Here is a 21,460-nt window from a genome sequence, read left to right as displayed (position 1 = left end):
AATAAGAATGGCTTTTAGTTGATAAAAAGACAAAAAATTGACTCAAATTTAGGAAAAATTAGAAGTATAATAATTACTTTTGCACTTTAATCTGAATTTACTTTAGATTTTAAAAAAACAACACAATTACACACTTTATCTTTACATAAATGAAAACAGACTCATTTGCATTAAGACACTTAGGACCAAGAGAAAACGATTTGCCAAAAATGTTGGAAACCATTGGTGTTGAAACATTAGACCAATTAATTTTTGAAACTATCCCAGCTGATATTCGTTTGAAAAAACCATTGGAATTAGAACACATCATGACGGAATATGAATATGCAAATCACATTCGTTTATTAGGTCGTACAAACAAAGTTTTCAAATCTTATATAGGATTAGGTTATCATCCTACAATAGTTCCTCCTGCAATTCAAAGAAATATTTTTGAAAACCCAGGATGGTACACCGCATATACACCTTATCAAGCAGAAATTGCTCAAGGTCGTTTAGAAGCTATCTTAAATTTCCAAACCACAGTTATTGAATTAACTGGAATGGAAATTGCAAATGCCTCTTTATTAGACGAAAGTACAGCAGCTGCTGAAGCAATGGCCTTATTGTTTGATGTTCGTTCAAGAGATCAAAAGAAAAATAATGTTTGTAAATTCTTTGTTTCAGAAGAAATTTTACCTCAAACTTTATCAGTTTTACAAACACGTTCTGCTCCAATTGGAGTTGAATTAGTAATTGGAAATCACCAAGAATTTGATTTTTCTAGTGACTTTTATGGAGCTATTCTACAATATCCAGGAAAATATGGTCAAGTATATGATTATGCTGATTTCATCAAAAAAGCAAATAAAAATGAAATAAAAGTGGCTGTTGCTGCAGATATTTTATCGTTAGTAAAATTAACTCCTCCAGGAGAAATGGGTGCTGATGTAGTAGTAGGAACAACTCAGCGTTTTGGAATACCAATGGGTTATGGTGGACCACATGCTGCTTATTTTGCAACAAAAGACGAATACAAACGCTCCATGCCAGGAAGAATAATCGGAGTTTCACAAGATGCTGATGGAAATCGCGCTTTACGTATGGCACTACAAACGCGTGAACAACACATTAAACGTGAAAAAGCAACTTCGAATATCTGTACAGCTCAAGTTTTATTGTCTGTAATGGCTGGAATGTTCGCTGTTTATCACGGACCAAAAGGGTTAAATTACATTGCTGACAAAGTTCACGGAATGGCTTCAACTTTAGCTGATGCTTTAAACAAATTAGGTGTTTACCAAACAAACACTTCTTTTTTCGATACAATTGTAGTTAAAGCTGATGCTAAAAAAGTAAGAGCAATTGCTGAAAAAAGCGAAGTAAATTTCTTTTATATTGATGATGAAACGATTTCAATTTCTTTAAACGAAACAGTTTTATTTAATGATATTAATCAAGTAATTGCCATTTTCGCAGAAGCATTAGGAAAAGAAGCTTTTGAAATTTCCGAATATGTTTTAGAGAAAAATTACCCAACACAATTAAGTAGAAAATCAGCATTTTTAACGCATGAGGTATTCAATAAATATCATTCAGAAACGAGTTTAATGCGTTATATCAAAAAATTAGAGCGTAAAGATTTATCTCTAACACATTCTATGATTGCTTTAGGGTCTTGTACTATGAAATTAAATGCAGCGGCTGAAATGTTACCTTTAAGTATGCCTTATTGGAATACAATTCACCCTTTTGCTCCATTAGACCAAGTACAAGGTTACACCAAAATGCTTAAAAAATTAGAACACCAATTGAATGTTATTACAGGTTTTGCAGGAACAACATTACAACCCAATTCTGGTGCTCAAGGTGAATATGCTGGTTTAATGACTATTCGTGCTTATCACCATTCGAGAGATGACGAAAAAAGAACAATTTGCTTAATTCCTGCATCAGCACACGGAACAAATCCTGCATCAGCTGCAATGGCTGGAATGACAATTATCGTAACCAAAACTATGGAAAACGGTAATATCGATGTAGAAGATGTTAGAGAAAAAGCACTTCAATATAAAGATGAATTATCATGTCTAATGGTAACTTATCCTTCAACTCATGGGGTTTTTGAAAGCGCTATTAGAGAGATTACACAAATCATTCATGACAATGGTGGTTTAGTATATATGGATGGTGCCAACATGAACGCTCAGGTTGGATTAACAAATCCTGCAACTATTGGTGCTGATGTTTGTCACTTAAATTTACACAAAACATTCGCTATTCCTCATGGTGGTGGTGGACCAGGTGTTGGACCAATTTGCGTAAACGAAAAATTAGTTCCGTTTTTACCAAGTAATCCATTAGTAAAAGTTGGTGGAGATCAAGCTATCACTGCAATTTCTGGAGCACCTTACGGATCAGCTTTAGTTTGCTTAATTTCTTATGGATACATTTGTATGTTAGGCGCAGAAGGAATTACAAATGCAACTAAATATGCTATTCTAAATGCAAACTACATGAAAGCGCGTTTAGAAGATCATTATCCAGTTTTATATGTTGGTGAAAAAGGAAGAGCAGCTCACGAAATGATTTTAGATTGTAGAGGTTTCAAAGAAAAAGGAATTGAAGTTTCTGATATCGCGAAACGTTTGATGGATTATGGATATCATGCTCCAACAGTTTCTTTCCCAGTTGCTGGAACTTTAATGATCGAACCAACAGAATCTGAAGATGTAGCTGAACTAGATAGATTCTGTGATGCAATGATTTCAATTCGTAAAGAAATTGAAGAGGCTTCAGCAGATGAATCAAACAATGTATTGAAAAATGCACCTCATACATTACAAATGCTAACAGCTGATACTTGGATCTTACCTTATACAAGAGAAAAAGCAGCCTATCCATTAGAATATGTTATAGAAAATAAATTCTGGCCAAGTGTTCGTCGTGTTGATGAAACATATGGTGACAGAAATTTAGTTTGTAGTTGTGCTCCTATTGAAGCTTATATGTAACAATTTGTCAGTACATTAAGTACTAAGATAAAAAAGGTTTCAAATTTATTTTTGAAACCTTTTTATTTTATGATAAATGTCAGTTAAAAAAAAATGAATAGTAGTAACTTTGTTAAAATTTTCAAGAGATGAATGATATTGAAACTAGAGAAGATATTCTTTTAATAATGAGAGGATTTTATGATAAGCTTTTGTTAGATGAAAGTATAAGTTTTTACTTTACTAAAATAACAAATACAGACAAACATTTAGAACACCACTTTGATGTATTAGCTACTTTTTGGGAACAATCATTATTTATGAAAGGTGGATATAGCAACAATATGTTTCAAATTCATAAAAATTTGCATGAGAAACATGCTTTTAAAAAAGAACATTTTGAATCTTGGATTAAACATCTCTACGAAACAATCGATAGTCATTTTAAAGGCAAACACGCAGAAGAGATGAAAACGAATGCCTTAAGTATGGCAACCGTAATGCAAATTAAATTTCAGTAAAATAAGTATTTATTACATTATTATTAGTAATATCTTTGTTCTCTTAATTATTCCATAATAATATGCATGCATAGTACTTTTTAGCATGCCATTAAATTATTTATTATTAATTTAGCAAATTAAATCCTTTACAATGCAAATTAAAATCACAGGTTCAGGAAGTTACATTCCTTCTTTAACAATAACAAATGGAGATTTTGCAAACCATACGTTTTTAAATGAAGATGGTTCCAAGTTAAATCACCCTAATGATGTAATAGCTCAGAAATTTACTGAGATTACTGGAATTGCAGAAAGAAGGTATGTTGACGACAATCAAACTACTTCACAAATTGCTACTATTGCTGCACAAAAAGCAATCGAAGATGCAAAAATTGACCCAGAAACTTTAGACTATATAATTTTTGCTCATAATTTTGGTGATGTAAAAAAAGGTACTATTCAAGGTGATATGTTACCAAGTTTAGCCGCTAAAGTCAAATATAATTTAAGGATAAAAAATCCAAAATGTGTAGCTTACGACATGCTTTTTGGTTGCCCTGGTTGGGTAGAAAGTGTAATTCAAGCACAAGCTTTTATTAAAGCCGGAATGGCAAAAAGATGCTTGGTTATTGGCGCTGAAACTTTATCTAGAGTTGTTGATCCACACGATCGAGATTCAATGATTTATTCTGATGGCGCTGGAGCAACAATTATTGAACAAACAAACGAAACTGGTGGGATTTTAGCAACCAACAGTGCTTCATACACTTATGACGAAGCCAATTATTTGTTTTTTGGAAGTTCTTACAACCAAGATAATGACCCAGACGTTCGTTATATAAAAATGTATGGTCGTAAAATTTATGAATTTGCTTTAGTAAATGTTCCAAATGCTATGAAAGAATGTTTGGAAATTGCAAATCTAGATATCAAACAGGTTAAAAAAATATTGATTCACCAAGCGAATGAAAAAATGGACGAAGCTATCGTTCAACGCTTTTACAAACTATATAAAGAACCTTATCCAGAAGGAATTATGCCAATGAGTATTCATAAATTAGGAAACAGTAGTGTTGCGACTGTTCCAACTCTTTATGACTTAATCATGAAAGGTCAAATAGAAAATCAATCCTTAAACAAAGGTGATATTATACTTTTTGCTTCTGTTGGTGCCGGAATGAATATCAATGCTATTGCTTATCAAATGTAAAAAAGTTGCAAGTTGTAAGTTGTATGTTGTAAGAAAAAATTAAATTTGTTACTTAATCTACTTTTAATGTACGAAAAGACATATCCTAGCAAGCGATTTAATATTACTTTTGATTTTCTAAAAAAACACATTTCCAAAGACGACACTATTTTAGATTTAGGAGTTCCAAATCCTTTTTCTAAAATCATGCTAGAAAATGGCTATACAGTTAAGAACACCAACGGAGAAGATTTAGACAACAATCAATCAACATTACAAAATGAGGATTATAGTGTTGTGACTGCTTTTGAAATTTTTGAACATTTATTAAATCCATATACGATTTTAGAAAATGTTAAGTGTGATAAAGTTTTAATTTCAATTCCAATGCGCTTATGGTTTTCTTCTGCTTATAGAAGCAAAACTGATAAATGGGACAGACATTATCACGAGTTTGAAGATTGGCAATTAGATTGGTTGCTAGAAAAAACTGGTTTCAAAATTATAGATAAGGTGAAATTTACGCATCCAGTAAAAAAAATCGGATTCAGACCTTTGTTGAGATATTTTACAAATCGTTACTATTTGGTTTACGCAATAAAAAATCCCAAATAAAAAATCCCAAATTCCAAAAAAAAACCCATTCAATTGGAATTTGGAATTTTAAAAATTGGAATTTCATTTATGAATTACTACATTATCATTCCAGCTTACAACGAAGAACAATTTATTGAATTAACACTTCATTCAATTGTGAATCAAACTATTTTACCTAAAAAATTAGTTATAGTTGATGATAATTCGACTGATAAAACTTTTGAAATTGCTGAGAAATACGCTGAGAAATTCTCTTTTATTTCTGCAGTCAAAAACAACTCTGAAGCCATTCATTTACCTGGAAGCAAAGTAATTAAAGCCTTTAATAAAGGATTATCGCAATTAGACGATGATTATGGTGTGATCGTAAAACTAGATTCAGACTTAATTTTACCTTTAAATTATTTCGAAACTATATTGAATCACTTTAAAGCTGATGCAGAAATAGGTATGGCTGGTGGTTTTTGTTATATCGAAAAAAATAATGAATGGGTTTTAGAAAGTTTAACCGATAAAGATCATATACGTGGTGCATTAAAAGCTTATAGAAAAGAAACTTTCAAGCAAATTGGTGGACTAAAAACGGCTATGGGCTGGGACACCGTTGACGAATTATTATGTAAATTCTACAATTGGAAAGTGGTTACAGATGAATCTTTACAAGTAAAACACCTAAAACCAACTGGAGCCAATTACAATAAAGCTGCTCGTTATAAACAAGGAGAAGCTTTTTATAGTTTAGGGTATGGTTTTTGGATTACTGCTGTAGCTTCCTTAAAACTAGCTTTAAGGAAGAAAAAACCTTTGCTTTTTATTGATTATATAAAAGGATTTTGGAAAGCTAAATCGTCTGGAAAAGAATTATTTGTGACTCAAGAACAAGCTAAATTCATTAGAAAGTATCGTTGGAAAAAAATGAAGGAAAAGTTGATTTAAATCTGTTTATTTAGATTTCTTAACCTATAAATAATTTTTATAATTGTCATTAAATGTTTTATTTATTCATTTTTTTAACATTTATTATTGCTTTTTATTAGTGTTGTTTTAATTTCTTTGAAAAAACAAAACTATCTAAAATGAAAAAAATCGCTTTACTTGGAATACTGTTCCTATTTACAATTCAGACAAATGCTCAAGATTATGTTGATATTGTAAAATTTAGTCTAAACAATTCAACTCTTGAAAACGGAACAAATTCAGAAACTAATGTAAAAAATTTAAATTTTGAACTTTATTACCCAAGCGTAATAAATGACAAATTAGTACTTCTAACTGGTCTTACAGCAGAAAACACAAACCTTAGCTTCGCTCCTTCGTCAAATAATAGCAATTTAACCATGGCTCGTTTGAATTTGGGAGTAAAATACCAACATTCTGAAAAATGGTCGGGAACTTATGTTTTGCTTCCAAAAATTGCTTCCGATTTTAATAATCTTGGATCAAACGACTATCAATTTGGTGGTATTGCTATTATAGATTATCAAGCTAAAGAAAATTTAAAATATAAATTTGGTCTATATAGTTCTACAGAAAATTTCGGAACTACTTTAACACCAATTATAGGTTTATGGCACAGATCTCAAAACAAAAAACTATACATAAACGCTACATTACCCATTAGAATGGATATTAATTATGCTCTTGGTTCTAAATTCAGTGTGGGTTCTGACTTGTTAACATCTATTAAATCTTATAACATATCCGCTTCAAATTCGAATTTATACATACAGGAAGAATCTATTCGTTTTGGACTTTATGCTTCTTATGGCCTAATGAATAATGCTCTTTTAATGAGAGCCAAGGTAGGTTACGACACTACTGACTATGGTTTATATAATCAAAATGATACTGTAGGCCTTCAAGTTCTAACTTTACAAGTTTCTGGTGATAAGAGAAACCGATTAAACACTGAGTTTGTTGCTGCGCCATATATAGGTGGAGATATTATTTACAGATTTGATTTAAATAAAATGAAATAAAAAATATTATTTACTCCTTAAACACTTTAAGAACTTTGATAGACTTAAAGTGTTTTTGGTATAATAGAAAATTTTAACCTTACGAGATCTGCGTTAGTGATGGGAACGGCATCCTTTTGTGTAATGCAATGAAGCAAAAGATATAGTGGACAGTACGACCTGAAAGGGAACGCCCAAAAAAATCATAAGACATAACACAAAACTCATAACTTCTTAGTATTTTTGATGATATTTTAAAACTATGATGTTAATTAGATACCTAACTCAAATAGGTCGTTACTTTATAATGTTGAAAGAGGTTTTCAAGCAACCTACCAAATGGAAAGTCATGCGACAACTTATTTTTAAGGAAATTGATGATTTAATTATTGATTCTTTGGGAATTGTGGCATTTATTTCATTTTTCGTTGGTGGTGTTGTAGCGATTCAAACTGCTTTGAATTTAACAAATCCTTTAATTCCAAAATATTTAATTGGTTTTGCTACCAGACAATCTGTGATTCTTGAATTTGCTCCAACCTTTATTTCGATAATTATGGCTGGAAAAATGGGTTCTTTTATAACATCTAGTATAGGAACTATGCGTGTTACCGAACAGATTGATGCTCTTGAAGTAATGGGTGTCAATTCACTTAATTATTTAGTTTTTCCTAAACTTATTGCCTTGTTATTATATCCATTCCTCATTGGAATTAGTATGTTTTTAGGTGTACTTGGTGGCTGGATGGCTGGTGTTTATGGAGGATTTACTTCTAGCGCCGAATTTATACAAGGTATTCAAACGGATTTTATTCCTTTTCATATTACTTATGCTTTTATTAAAACATCTGTTTTTGCTTTTATTTTAGCTACAATTCCTTCTTTTCATGGTTTTTATATGAAAGGTGGTGCTTTAGAAGTTGGAAAAGCCAGTACTGTAGCATTTGTTTGGACTTCAGTTGTAATTATTTTGGTAAATTATTTATTAACTCAACTCCTTTTAAGCGCATGATAGAAGTAAAAAATATAGAAAAGACGTTTGGTGATCAAAAAGTTTTAAAAGGAATTTCAACTAGTTTTGAAGCTGGAAAAACAAATTTAATCATAGGACAAAGTGGTTCTGGAAAAACGGTTTTTCTAAAATCATTATTGGGTATTCATACTCCAGAAACCGGTACAATTTCGTTTGATGGTAGAATCTACTCTGAGCTTTCCAATGATGAAAAAAGAGCTCTAAGAACAGAAATAGGGATGGTTTTTCAAGGAAGTGCCTTATTTGACAGTATGACCGTTGAAGAAAATATTGGTTTTCCTCTAAAAATGTTTACTAAAAAAACACCTCAAGAGATAAAAGAGCGTGTTGATTTTGTAATAGCCAGAGTGAATTTGATAGATGCTAACGACAAAAAGCCTTCAGAAATTTCGGGTGGTATGCAAAAACGTGTTGCTATTGCAAGGGCTATTGTAAACAAACCCAAATATCTTTTTTGTGATGAACCCAATTCGGGTTTAGATCCAAAAACGGCTATTGTTATTGACAATTTGATTAAAGAAATTACTGAAGAATATAATATCACAACCGTTATTAATACGCATGATATGAATTCTGTAATGGAGATTGGAGAGAAAATTGTCTTCTTAAAAAATGGTCTAGTAGCATGGGAAGGTTCTAATAGAGAAATATTCAAAACCGATAACGAAGCAGTTACCGATTTTGTTTATTCATCAGAATTATTCAAGAAAGTTAGACAAATGTATTTGGAAGAAGATCAGAAATAAAAAAACTACAATTTAGAAACAATTTTTTTAATATCTTGTTCTTTACTTTTTGGATAAATTAGTAAAACATCATCCTTATCAACAATGATATAGTCGTTTAATCCATCAATTACAATTACTTTCTTATTGTCTGCCCTTATTATATTATTAGATGCATTTTCTAAAACTACAGTTGCGTTAACAACAGCATTTTTATTCTCATCTTTATCTAATTTTTCGTGTAATGAACCCCAAGTTCCAAGATCGTTCCAATCGAAAGTTGCTGGCAATACATAAACATTTTTTGCCTTTTCTAAAACGGCATAGTCAATAGATATGTTTTCTGCTAGACCATAATTCGAATTAATAAAATCTCTTTCAGAACTTGTATTATATTTTTCTAATCCAGATTGAAATAACTTATTCATCACAGGTTGAAATTCAGCAAATGCTTCTGTAATTGCTTTTGCACTCCAAATAAAAATTCCTCCATTCCAAAGAAAATTTCCACTAGCTAAAAATGCTTTTGCTGTTTCATAATTTGGTTTCTCCCTAAATTGATTAACTATTTTTATTGGATTTGAATCTGCTTTATCATATTCAATGTAACCAAAACCTGTATTTGGAAAAGTTGGTTGTATTCCTAATGTCATCAATGCATTTTCTGAACCACAAAAATCAAAACATTGTTTTAAATTGTTTGCAAATTCTTCTTCATCTTCAATCCAGTGATCACTTGGTGCAACAACCATAACTGCATCTGGATTTTGTTTTTGGATTTTTAGTGAAGCATATAAAATACAAGGTGCTGTATTACGCATAGCAGGCTCTAACAAAACTTGCTCTTGTTTAACCATTGGCAATTGCTCTAAAACCAAATTATTATACTTCTCATTAGTTAAAATTAGTATATTTTCGACTGGAATTATTTTTGCTAATCTAGAAAAAGTCTTTTGAATTAAAGTATCACCAGTTCCTAACATATCGTGAAATTGTTTAGGAAAATCTACTGTACTCACGGGCCAAAATCGAGAACCAACTCCACCGGCCATTAATATTGCGTAATAATTTTTATTCATTTTATTTTTTTCTTTGTAATTATAAGTACAAAAATAATAGCTAAATATACAAATTAATCTGTTATTCTATTAAACGAAATGATGTTTCTTTGAATAACGTTTTGCTATAGACAAACTAACCTGGGATAATTTCAACTTCAGCATTAGCATTGAATAAATAGGTTTTTCCAGAACTCATTTCTGTACATTCATATCGCTTTACCCGAAGTCCGATTTTTTGAAAAATTCTACCATTTTTTATTCTAAATAAACTACCACTTGGCACTTCATGTATAAAATAAACATCTGGTTTTCGTTCATCAAACTGTTTTAAAGCATATGCTAATCTAGCATCAGTATCGCTACTTGCTGTTGGATTTCTAAAATGATTTGCTACTAAAGACAACACTGAGTTTGGAAATATTTCTGGTCGGATAAAAGGAACCATAAGTCTTTGAAAAGTATGTTTCCACTCTACTCCATGTGGTTTTATGTTTCTTCCAAATTTCTGAAAAGCTACCAAATGAGCAATTTCGTGAATTAGTGTGATTAGAAATCTATATTTATTTAAATTAGAATTTACTGTAATCAAATGGAAACCTTGCGCATCTTTTCGATAATCACCATGACGAGTTTGCCTCTCATTTACAATTTTTAAATGTACATGATTAGCTTTTACAAGTTCAAAACAAGATTCGACTGCATGAGAAGGTAAGTATTTTTCTAAAACGTTACTCAAACTATGGTGTTGTTGATGAAACTTGCAGTACTTTTCCGTTATAATATTTATTTCCGGTTAAAGCAAAATCGTGAATATAATTTGCCATTTCTTGAGCAGAAAGTGGTGCTTCATATCCTGGAAAAGCTTCTTGCAACATTTCTGTATTTACGGAACCTAAAGCTAAAACATTAAAACTAATGCCTTGCTCTTTGTACTCTTCTGCAAGTAATTCTGACAAAGTAATAACTGCTCCTTTACTTGAACTGTAAGCTGCTAAACCTGCAAATTTCATACTTCCTTGAATTCCTCCCATTGAACTTATTGTTACAACATGACTTCCTTTTTGAAGAAATGGAATGCAAATTCTAGTTAAACTCGCTACAGCAAAAACATTTACTTTATAGATGTTTTCAAATTCACTTGAAGATATTTGTTCAAATGGTTTATGTAATAAAGCTCCAGCATTGTGAATTAGAACATCCACTTTCTTGAACGTGTTTTTGATAAAATCTTCTACTTCCTCAATTGCTGAATCTAAAGATAAATCAACAGACAAACAAGTTATATTTTTGTGTTCGATTAAAATTTTAGGAGTTTTTCGTGATAAAGCTAAAACATTATGACCTTCATTTGCGAATTGCAAAGCCATTTCGTAGCCAATTCCTCTTGAAGTTCCTGTGATTATTATATTTTTATTTGACATTTATTGTAATTTCTTTTGTGGGTTTGTTCATCATTATCTCCAAAACTGGAATCATTGTATTTACGACATTGGTCATGTGTTTTGGATCCATTAATTCAAATTCATCATCTGGTTTGTGATAAAAATCGAAGTTTTCAAAATCAAATGTTGAAACCGTTTGAGCAGGAACTTCAAACTCTGTAAAGAACGGATAATTATCCGAAGCTCTAAATAATTGGTATTTAGTTTCAGCTGGAACATATCCGATCACTTTTTCACCCGCATATTCATTCATTTTTGAAGCCATATTCGTTTTTCCAAAACCAGTTAAGTAAAGAATAAAATCTTTGTTTTGCATTGGAACTCCAATCATTTCAAAATTAAACATGAAGTATAAATCTAAATTGGCTGCTTTTAATTTTTTAGCTAAATGTTTTGAGCCTAGCAATCCTTTTTCTTCAGCTGAAAAGAAAGTAAAAATTACACTTCTTTTATTTGCTTTATTTTTAGCAAAATACTTCATGACTTCTGTAACAGCAGTTGAACCTGAAGCGTTATCGTTTGCACCATTAGCAATATCGTCACCATTTACAGCAGCAATTTTACCGATATGATCGTAATGAGCTCCAATGATCACGAATTCATTTTTAAGTTTCGGATCATTTCCTTCAATATATCCAACTATATTGTATGCTGGTTTATCAAAATTTGAAAGTGTATCTCTATAAGTATTGAAATAAGGTTTGATGTCATTTTCTTTCATCATATTTTCTAAAAAAATACTGGCTTTTTCAATTCCTTTACTTCCTGAATCTCTTCCTTCATTATCGTCAGAAGCTAAAAATTTTAAGGTTTTAGCAACGTTTTCTTCTTTAGCAAAATCAACTTTGGTTATTCCTGAAGTTGACTCTGTTACAACTGGATTAGTTGTCGAAATTAACTTTGGTGAACCACATGCAATAATTAATAAAGAAGCAAAAAAATATAATTTTCTCATTTTATGTAAGTTTTAGTAAAAATAAAAAAAATCGGAGAAAATCAGGACTTTATTGCTATAGTTTATTGTTAAATCTATCAACAATTTAGATTTTAAACTTCAAAAAGTGTAGAGATTTTATCTTTATTTACATAAATTAAAATCGCACAGCTAACAAAAACGACTATAGCCATTGTAAACAAAGCTCCACCATCGTTATTAACTTCTATTCCTAATTTGGTTACATGTGACAAAATTGCACCCGTCATAGTCCCTAAACCTATAATTGCTCCCAATAAAGTTGTTCTTGGAATTAAAATTAAGACAGAAGCAATTAATTCAACTATACCAGAACCAATTCTTCCATAAGGTTCTATACCTAAAGTTGAAAATATATAAACACTTTCTGGTGCAGCTGTGAATTTAAAAAATAACGTTTGCAATAAAATTATTGCTACTACCAAACGTAAAACCCAAATGAATATTTTTTTACACATAACTCAAAATTTATTTATTCAAAAGTACACTACTCAAATTTACTCAACTGTTAGTCAGACAACAAAATTTGAATTAGTTACATAAAAAAAGTCCCGATAAAATCGAGACTTTCTTATTATATATAAATAGAAGTTTAAGCTAACATTGTAACTGGATTTTCTAAATAACTTTTTAAGGTTTGTAAGAATAGAGCTCCTGTTGCACCATCAACTGTTCTGTGGTCGCAAGCAAGTGTTACTTTCATTACATTTCCAACAACAATTTGACTGTTTTTAACAACTGGTTTTTCAACAATTGCTCCAATAGATAAAATTGCTGAATTAGGTTGGTTTATAATTGAAGTAAATTCAATAATTCCATAAGCACCTAAATTAGAAATAGTAAATGTACTACCTTCCATTTCTGCAGGTGATAATTTTTTAGCTTTAGCTTTTCCTGCTAAATCTTTAACACTAGAAGAAATTTGCGTCAAACTCATCTGGTCAGTGAATGGCAAAACTGGTACTAACAGTCCGTCTTCAACAGCAACAGCAACACCAATATTAACATGATGATTTAATATTGTTTCTTTTTCTGTCCATTGTGAATTTACACGAGGATGTTTTTTTAAAGCCATTGCACAAGCTTTAACAATCAAATCATTGAATGAAACTTTAGTATCAGGCAGTGAATTAATAGTAGTTCTTGAAGCAATTGCATTATCCATATCTAACTCAATTGTTAAATAATAATGTGGTGCCGTAAATTTTGATTCTCCCAAACGACGAGCAATAGTTTTTCTCATTTGAGAATTTGCACTCGTTGTTATTAACTTTTCTCCTACCGGAACAAACGGTTGGACATTTGCAACAGTTTCTTTTTTATCTTGAGCAACTGTTTCTGGTACTGAGCTAGTATTTATATTAGTAGAAGGTACATAGTTTTCAACATCAGATTTAACAATTCTTCCGTTTTCACCAGAACCAACAATTTGATTTAAATCAATTCCTTTTTCCTTTGCTATTTGTTTGGCTAAAGGCGATGCAAAAATTCTTCCACCGGCGTTATTCGTTGATGAAGAATGAGAAGCAGTAGTTTCTGTTTTTGTTTCTGTTTTTACGTCTTTTACTTCCTCTTTAGTATCTGTATCATTTGAAAAATTTTCCGCAATTCCTGACACATCTGTTCCTTCAGGTCCAATGATTGCTAAAATAGTATCAACTGGAGCTGTTTCTCCTTCTTGAATTCCAATATATAGTAAAGTTCCTTCATTGAAAGACTCGAACTCCATTGTTGCTTTGTCTGTTTCGATTTCAGCTAAAATATCTCCCTCACTAACTTTGTCTCCCACTTTTTTTAACCAAGTTGCTACAGTTCCTGTAGTCATGGTATCACTTAAACGAGGCATTTTTACTACTTTAACTCCTTTTGGTAATTCAGCAGATTTTGGTTCTGATTCAGAAGCTGATTTTTCTTCAGCTTTTGACTCATCTTTTTTATCATTTGAAGCACCACCTGCAATAAGAGCTGCAATATCTTCACCTTCTTCACCAATAATTGCTAAAAGTGAATCAACTGTTGCTGTTTCTCCTTCTTGAATTCCAATATGTAATAAAGTTCCTTCGTTAAAAGATTCAAATTCCATTGTAGCTTTATCGGTTTCGATTTCGGCTAAAATATCTCCTTCACTAATTTTATCCCCAACTTTTTTTAACCAAGTTGCTACAGTTCCTTCTGTCATTGTATCGCTTAAGCGAGGCATTGTTACTACTGTTGCCATGTTTTATAATTTATGAGGTATAAATGGATAATTTTCTTGTTCGTACACCACATCATATAACTGACTTACTTCTGGGAAGTCAGATTCTTCTGCAAATGTTACACATTCTTCTACTAAGTCTTTTACTCTTTGGTCGATTGTTTCAATTTCAGTTTCAGTAGCGTAATTACTTTCTTTAATGACATCTAATATTTGGGTAATAGGGTCAATTTTCTTATATTCTTCTACTTCGTCTTTTGTTCTATATAATTGCGCATCAGACATTGAGTGACCTCTATATCTGTAGGTTTTCATTTCCAAGAAAGTTGGTCCGTCACCTCGTCTTGCTCTATCCATTGCTTCTTCCATTGCTTCAGCAACTTTTACAGGATTCATTCCGTCAACAGGTCCGCAAGGCATCTCATACCCTAAACCAAGTTTCCAAATGTCTGTATGATTTGCTGTTCTTTCAACAGAAGTTCCCATTGCATATCCATTATTTTCACAGATAAATACTACTGGTAATTTCCATAGCATAGCCATATTAAAGGCTTCGTGCAAAGAACCTTGACGAGCAGCACCATCACCAAAATAGGTTAAGGTAACTCCACCAGTTTCAAAATATTTATCCGCAAAAGCCATACCTGCACCAACTGGAATTTGAGCCCCTACAATTCCATGTCCTCCATAAAAACCATGTTCTTTAGAGAAAATGTGCATAGAGCCACCCATTCCTTTAGAAGTACCAGTTACTTTTCCTAATAACTCAGCCATTACTCTTTTTGGATCAACACCCATTCCGATTGGCTGAACGTGGTTACGATAAGCCGTAATCATTTTATCTTTTCCACCTAATTGCATTACATGTAATGCTCCAGCTAAAACAGCTTCCTGACCATTATATAAATGTAAAAATCCTCTAACTTTTTGTTGAATATAAAGTGCAGCTAATTTGTCTTCGAATTTTCTCCACAATAGCATGTCTTCGTACCACTTTAGGTACACTTCTTTTGTAATTGGCTTCATTGTTTGATGTTATTTGATGAAATTTACTTCATATTTAGCAAAAATACTATTTCCTAGCTTATTGAAAAAATTAAATTTCATGATTTTTAAGTTTTTTACTGACAATTTGATAAAAATAGTTAACGAAATCGTTATAGATGATTTTTATCGAACATAAATGGCAACAAGTTCTTTAAAGAATCTGATTTATAGATTTCACCTTTTGCGCCCATAAAATAAATTTCGATAGCTGTTTCTTGTTTAAATTCATATTCTGCAATTGATTGTCTACATGCTCCGCAAGGTGGAATTGGAATATCAGAATCTCTATCATTTGGAGAAGCAGTTATACAAAGCTTTAAAACTTTAGCATTTGGAAATTGTGACCCTGCATAAAAAATAGCCACGCGTTCAGCACATAATCCCGATGGATAAGCCGCATTTTCTTGATTAGTTCCAGTTATAGTTTCTCCGTTGTCTAAATTTAAAGCAGCACCAACAGAAAAGTTTGAATAAGGTGCATAAGCTGTTTTTCTAGCTTTAATTGCTTTTTGCATCAACTTTTTTGTTTCTGTATCTAATTCATCAATTGAATCATATACTTTAAAAGACGTATTAATATTTAATTCTCTCATGTTTATTTCTTTAATAGGGGAAAAAAAATCCAAACTCTAAAAATTAGAATTTGGATCTTGTTGCTTTTATTTAATATTGATTAATATTCATCATATTCATCACCAAAGTTAAACGTTAAAGAAAAACGTAATGTGTTTTCTAATGGGTTTTTTACTTTTGATGCAGAGAATAAATAAGATAAATCAACTTTTACTATTTGATACTTGAAGCCTGCTCCAAGTGTTAAGTATTTTCTTGCTCCTTTTTCTACACTTTCATTGAAGTATCCTAAACGCAGTGCGAATGAATCTTGATAACTGTATTCTGCGCCTAAAGCCCAAGTAAATTCTTTCAACTCTTCTGATAATCCATCTGGTGCATCACCAAAAGATTTAAAAATTCCTGAAACCCAGCCAATTTTTTGATAATCACTATATAATTGCGAAGAATCTTCACTATCAATAACTCCATCACCATTTACATCTGTAATTTCTGGTGGAGTTGGCACCAATAACTTTGTAACCTCTCCTGTTAAAGCTACTTTATTATATTCATCAAATATAAAATCAAAACCTGTTCCAAGTCTTAAGTTTGAAGGTATAAAGTTAGTATTTGTTACATCATTATCATATTTAATTTTTGGCCCTAAATTTTGCAAATTGAAACCTGCTCTCCAACGACCATTAAAATCAGCATATGCTTCTTCTTCTGATTGATAATACCCTGCAACATCTACAGCAAAAGTTGAAGCCGCAGAAGCATCTGTTGTTCCATCAGGAATTTTTAGGTTTGAACGTATAAACCTACCTCCAATTGCCATTGCAAATCTTTCACTTAATTTTAAAGAATAAGATCCATCCAATGCTAACTCGTTAGGAGACACTGTTCTTGGCGTATCATCGAAAGATTGTCTTAATTCTATATCTCCTAAACCAAAATACCTTAAACTTCCAGCAAAAGCACTTTTTTCATTTATTCGATTGTAGTAAGTTACTTGCCCCAACGAAATGTCGTTTGCAATATCTGTCAGATATGGTGTGTAACTTAAAGAGAAACCTTGCTCTCTTAAAGAAAAAGCATATTTTGCAGGATTGTATTGTTGTGAATAAGCATCTGGAGAAGTAGCAACACCCATGTCAGCCATACCCGCAGAACGTGCATCAGCAGCAATCAACAAAAACGGAACTCCTGTAGTTATTACTCTATCTTGAGCTTGGATTTTAAATGTTGTGATTATTAATATTATTAAAGCAATTTTTTTCATTGTATTCTTCTTATTTAATTGACAAATATACTATTTTATTAAAGTATTACAAGTTTCTCATGTTTTTCTGATTTTTTCCCATCAATAGTCGAAACTACTGTCAGTTTGTATACATAAACACCTTTTCCAATTTTATCCCCAAAATCATCTCTTCCATCCCACTTAATTTCTCTTGATAAAAAACCTTCTGTCAAAACAGATTGATTAATTGTTTTAACCACTTTTCCTGTTATTGTGAAAATTTGAACTTGAACATCTAACATTTCAAAAGGTCGATTATGGTTGAACCAAAACTCAGTATAACTCACAAAAGGATTTGGATAATTTAAAACATTACTTAGGGTGATGTCATCATTTCCTACTACTATAAATTGTATTTCGGAAGTAATTAAATTATTATAAACATCCCACGCTTTAAATGTAATAGTATGCAATCCTGGCTCTAAATCCCTGAAAGGAAAACGCACATTCCCTTTTTGATAATTATCTAGCTCCGTTTCATAATAATCATTTAACACATAAGGATTAAGTTCATCACCATCTAAAATAGCAACAATATCATGCCCAATTCCGCTTGCTGTGTTAATACCATGTTCATCTTCTAGAAATGCTAAAAATATTGGAGAATCATTTGTTATTCCACCATAAACAAAAGACTCATCATTCATGTATAACCTAACTGTTGGTGGTGTTGTGTCTTCTGGTGCATTGAGGTTAATTCCACCTATTTTTATAGAAAAATCGTGACCTGTTTGATCTTGAAGCGATGGATTAGCCGATTTTGCATAAAAACTAACTTTTCCTGTTCCTTCGGCAATTTTAATATCTTTTGGCACTACAAAACCAAATTCAAATTTTCCATTTACTACAGATGCATTCCCTCTAAAAATAGTTTCTCCTAATGTAGTAAAGCTCATTGTAATTAAATTTCCTGAAGAATCTGTAACTCCATCATTTCCCAAAGTTTGTCTTTGAATATTTTTATCAAAAATTTGAACCGCTAAATCACCATTATAACTTGACAATAAATTATCATTTGTATTTCTAACTTCTCCGGAAAGCGTAACATAACTTAAAGCATTTAAAACATCTGTTGGTTGACTTACATCTACACCATTTATTTTTGTTAAAACTACTTTTGGTTTTGGAATTGCTAATTTTAGAGCGGGATCACCTATATTAAAAACAACCCTTCTATTATCACTATTGTTCATGTTTTTAGCCTTTCTCAGAGCTTCACCTATAGAAACTTGTTGATTGTTAGCATCAGGATATAAAAAAAAGTTAAAATTAACATTCATTGTTGAGGCAACTGGGACAAATATCAGTCTAGTTGTTGTGACTAAATTTATCGCTCCACCTTCTGGATTCCAAAAAGTAAACTCTCCTCCAGTTTGTAAGTAAGGATTATCAAAACGACTAAAATCACATGTCATTGTAATAAACAACGGTAAATTGTTAAAATTATTCAAGCTTAAGGCTTCACTTATTTCATAAATTCTTTCTTGAGCAAAACCATATTCACCTCCATGTCCATAATAATTAACAACTAAAGCACCTAATTCAATTGCATCTACAAAATCTTGCTTAGCTTTCGGATACCTATTTCCACCTGCTGAAACCTCTTGTACATAAGCATCTGTATGAATTTTTTTTGCGTTTATAAATGGATAATTATTGTTTAAATTATCAATCATTCCATTTAAACCAAATTGTAAAGAAGAATCAGATTCAGAATCAGCATCATCAGTCAAAACCACATAACTATTTCTCCACCTTCCATATGACTTCTCATCATAATAATGAATAACTTTATTCACAACATCATCAGCTTCTTGAGCAGTGCTTACAACCATTCTTCCTACTGCAATATCTATACCTTCACTACCATTGGGCAACATTTGCCCTTCATTGTCATCCATTAATCCAAAAAAATCATCCGACATAAACGTAGTCAAAACAGAGTAATTGGAAGTATTGTTTGTCATATTTGCCAACGGATTCAATCCATGAAAAACAGGAACTATGTTTGTGTTGTTTGGTATTCTATTTTTATAATCAAATGAAGCATCACCAAATAAATTAACATATTTTATTCTATTTTGTGTGGTTGAAGCATTATTATAGATATACTTTATAAAATTTCTAATAGCTGCAACATCCTGCTTACCTGATGAAAATTCTTGATAAATACTCTCAAGCGTAACGGTTCTTACTTTTAAACCACTATTGTTTCGGTGAAAATTTGCTAATTTTTCTGCTTGACCATACAAAAAACTGGGAGTTACTATTACATAATCTACATCTTCAATAGTTCCTTGAGAAGAATTGAAAATTGTACCTTTTAAATTTTGATTTATGACTTTAGAATTAGATTCTTTTAATGGATTAAAGTAGTCATTAACATCAACAGCGATATATTTTTTTGATTGACCTAAATTAACTTTATAGGAAAAAGTAGCTTGATTGTTACTGTATTTTTTAGCATTATAAATATCAGAAACATCCCAAACTTGGGAAATAGAAGAAGCGTTTGAAATTGTATATTGTCCTACACCTATATTGCTTTCTTCCTCTAAATTTCGAAAAACAAACTGGTTTCCATAACCTGTTAAATTTCTTTTGGCTTGCAAAATAATATAATCAACATAACCTCTTGACGCAGGAACTCCACCGTTACTATAAGTTAATTTAACTGCTATATTTGAACTAGAAGTATTAAATGTTGTTTCCAGAAAATTCTCAACAGCTGAAACAAAATCAACATTTGCTAAAGATGTAAATGAGACATTTCCGATAGTTTGCTGATTTACCTGAACTTGAAAATTAGAACTTCCGTAAGAAGCTGATGCTAAATTAGCATAAAATTTTACTGGTGAAGACGTTACAATATTTGGGATATTAAATTCAAACGTTTTTTCGTTTTCTATGCCAAATTGATCTCCAAGCCATTTTCTACCAATTTTTCCTGGATTAAATAAATCCTTTTCATAAAATTTATAATCATCAAAAACAGTGAAATTTAGTGAAGGAGTTCCTGTTGGCTGAATAATTTCTTGTATTCGTTTACCAGAACCTAAAGAAGAAGTGACATAATAATATGATTTGTCTGCAAACAAATTTAAATGCGTTCTATTTTCTGCACTCCAAGTATCTGTTCCTTCAGCATAAAATAAGATGTAATCTTGACTAGAAAAATTCCCATCTTCTTCTCCAATAAACTGAATGGCATTTTCTTCTAAATCCATTGGATAAGAAGTGCTATTTAACAATGGTACCATTCGCCCACCATTACCATAAATTCTTATGTTTCTTGGATCAACATTTGTATTAAAACCTAAACTTTCTAAAAATCCTTTGCTAATTTTATAAACACCCGATTTTTCTATATAAAAACGATACCAATCACCCGTTGCTAAAACAGAATTTTCAATGTTTTGAGTAAATTGAGTGTTTACATTATTTCTTTGACTATTTATAATTTCATATTCAAAAGAAACAACTCTTTTAATTATCCCATTCTCCATATAAATTGGGTTAAAAGAATAAGAAATATAAAAATCTTCTCTAGCTTTTGAAAAAGAAGTTTGAAAATTAATTTTTGGCTCTAATTTATTCTTTTCCAAGTCATATAAATCCTTTTCGCTTATAACCTCTGTTTTAAAATCAATAAGTCTGATAGTATTTGAGTAGGATGAAATAAAATTACTTTTAAAAAATAATTTTTTATTAACTAAATCGACATCATAGAATTTTTCTTGAAAACTTGGAAAAACATATTGCTTTTCTAGTATAGAATAGTTAGATAGCTTCCATTCAATTTTAACTGCTTCTTTATTTTGAGCAAAAATTGTAATGGAAAACAAGAATAGAACTAAAACAGCAAAAATTTTCTTTTTCATCAATAGCAAAACGAAAAACTTAAT

Annotated in this window: 18 protein-coding genes; 8 read left to right on the top strand and 10 right to left on the bottom strand. The window is 31.2% G+C overall.

Annotated elements, in window-relative coordinates; genetic code table 11:
• The first annotated feature begins 149 nt into the window (after positions 1-149).
• From gcvP to G507_RS0112550, 8 genes are all read left to right on the top strand, one after another.
• Complete coding sequence (gene gcvP / locus G507_RS0112585; RefSeq protein ID WP_026717816.1) at positions 150-2,993, top strand: aminomethyl-transferring glycine dehydrogenase; 2,844 nt, start codon at positions 150-152, stop codon at positions 2,991-2,993.
• A 128-nt stretch (positions 2,994-3,121) separates the two neighbouring features.
• Complete coding sequence (locus G507_RS0112580) at positions 3,122-3,493, top strand: group III truncated hemoglobin (protein WP_026717815.1); 372 nt, start codon at positions 3,122-3,124, stop codon at positions 3,491-3,493.
• Between the two features lie 133 nt (positions 3,494-3,626).
• Positions 3,627-4,685, top strand: coding sequence for a 3-oxoacyl-ACP synthase III family protein (locus tag G507_RS0112575; RefSeq protein ID WP_026717814.1), 1,059 nt, complete (start codon positions 3,627-3,629; stop codon positions 4,683-4,685).
• Positions 4,686-4,751: 66 nt separating this feature from the next.
• Positions 4,752-5,279, top strand: a complete 528-nt coding sequence (locus G507_RS0112570; RefSeq protein WP_026717813.1) for a class I SAM-dependent methyltransferase — start codon at positions 4,752-4,754, stop codon at positions 5,277-5,279.
• Positions 5,280-5,348: 69 nt separating this feature from the next.
• Positions 5,349-6,197, top strand: coding sequence for a glycosyltransferase family 2 protein (locus G507_RS0112565; RefSeq protein WP_026717812.1), 849 nt, complete (start codon positions 5,349-5,351; stop codon positions 6,195-6,197).
• Positions 6,198-6,337: 140 nt separating this feature from the next.
• On the top strand, positions 6,338-7,240 hold the full coding sequence (locus G507_RS0112560; protein ID WP_026717811.1) for a DUF6268 family outer membrane beta-barrel protein: 903 nt from the start codon (positions 6,338-6,340) through the stop codon (positions 7,238-7,240).
• A 241-nt stretch (positions 7,241-7,481) separates the two neighbouring features.
• Entirely contained in the window at positions 7,482-8,231 is a 750-nt protein-coding gene (locus G507_RS0112555) for an MlaE family ABC transporter permease (protein WP_026717810.1), read from the top strand.
• On the top strand, positions 8,228-8,998 hold the full coding sequence (locus G507_RS0112550; RefSeq protein WP_026717809.1) for an ABC transporter ATP-binding protein: 771 nt from the start codon (positions 8,228-8,230) through the stop codon (positions 8,996-8,998). The genes G507_RS0112555 and G507_RS0112550 overlap by 4 nt, the downstream gene beginning before the upstream one ends.
• A 5-nt stretch (positions 8,999-9,003) precedes the next feature.
• Here the strand turns inward: G507_RS0112550 and G507_RS0112545 are convergent, their stop codons facing one another.
• The 10 genes from G507_RS0112545 to porU all read right to left on the bottom strand — a co-directional run bounded on the left by G507_RS0112545 (position 9,004) and on the right by porU (position 21,436).
• The gene (locus G507_RS0112545) at positions 9,004-10,056 is read right to left on the bottom strand and encodes a mannose-1-phosphate guanylyltransferase (protein ID WP_026717808.1); all 1,053 of its coding nucleotides are present in this window, start codon (positions 10,054-10,056) and stop codon (positions 9,004-9,006) included.
• Positions 10,057-10,171: 115 nt separating this feature from the next.
• Complete coding sequence (locus G507_RS0112540) at positions 10,172-10,774, bottom strand: ImmA/IrrE family metallo-endopeptidase (RefSeq protein WP_026717807.1); 603 nt, start codon at positions 10,772-10,774, stop codon at positions 10,172-10,174.
• Position 10,775: 1 nt separating this feature from the next.
• A complete protein-coding gene (locus G507_RS0112535) occupies positions 10,776-11,459 on the bottom strand; it encodes an SDR family NAD(P)-dependent oxidoreductase (RefSeq protein WP_026717806.1) in 684 nt (227 codons plus the stop codon).
• Positions 11,449-12,435, bottom strand: a complete 987-nt coding sequence (locus G507_RS0112530) for a M28 family metallopeptidase (protein ID WP_026717805.1) — start codon at positions 12,433-12,435, stop codon at positions 11,449-11,451. The genes G507_RS0112535 and G507_RS0112530 overlap by 11 nt, the downstream gene beginning before the upstream one ends.
• A gap of 92 nt (positions 12,436-12,527) precedes the next feature.
• A complete protein-coding gene (locus G507_RS0112525; protein WP_026717804.1) occupies positions 12,528-12,911 on the bottom strand; it encodes a DoxX family protein in 384 nt (127 codons plus the stop codon).
• A gap of 134 nt (positions 12,912-13,045) precedes the next feature.
• A complete protein-coding gene (locus tag G507_RS0112520; protein WP_026717803.1) occupies positions 13,046-14,671 on the bottom strand; it encodes a pyruvate dehydrogenase complex dihydrolipoamide acetyltransferase in 1,626 nt (541 codons plus the stop codon).
• Between the two features lie 3 nt (positions 14,672-14,674).
• Entirely contained in the window at positions 14,675-15,676 is a 1,002-nt protein-coding gene (gene pdhA, locus G507_RS0112515; RefSeq protein WP_026717802.1) for a pyruvate dehydrogenase (acetyl-transferring) E1 component subunit alpha, read from the bottom strand.
• 131 nt (positions 15,677-15,807) lie between these two features.
• On the bottom strand, positions 15,808-16,290 hold the full coding sequence (cdd, locus tag G507_RS0112510) for a cytidine deaminase (protein ID WP_026717801.1): 483 nt from the start codon (positions 16,288-16,290) through the stop codon (positions 15,808-15,810).
• A gap of 80 nt (positions 16,291-16,370) precedes the next feature.
• The gene (gene porV, locus G507_RS0112505) at positions 16,371-17,534 is read right to left on the bottom strand and encodes a type IX secretion system outer membrane channel protein PorV (RefSeq protein ID WP_026717800.1); all 1,164 of its coding nucleotides are present in this window, start codon (positions 17,532-17,534) and stop codon (positions 16,371-16,373) included.
• A 38-nt stretch (positions 17,535-17,572) separates the two neighbouring features.
• On the bottom strand, positions 17,573-21,436 hold the full coding sequence (gene porU / locus G507_RS0112500) for a type IX secretion system sortase PorU (RefSeq protein WP_026717799.1): 3,864 nt from the start codon (positions 21,434-21,436) through the stop codon (positions 17,573-17,575).
• Positions 21,437-21,460 lie beyond the last annotated feature (24 nt).

Origin of the sequence: Flavobacterium gelidilacus DSM 15343 (assembly GCF_000422685.1) — a bacterium.
Classification (GTDB): domain Bacteria; phylum Bacteroidota; class Bacteroidia; order Flavobacteriales; family Flavobacteriaceae; genus Flavobacterium; species Flavobacterium gelidilacus.
Note: the sequence above shows the minus strand (reverse complement) of the source record. Positions and strands in the feature narration are given on the sequence as shown.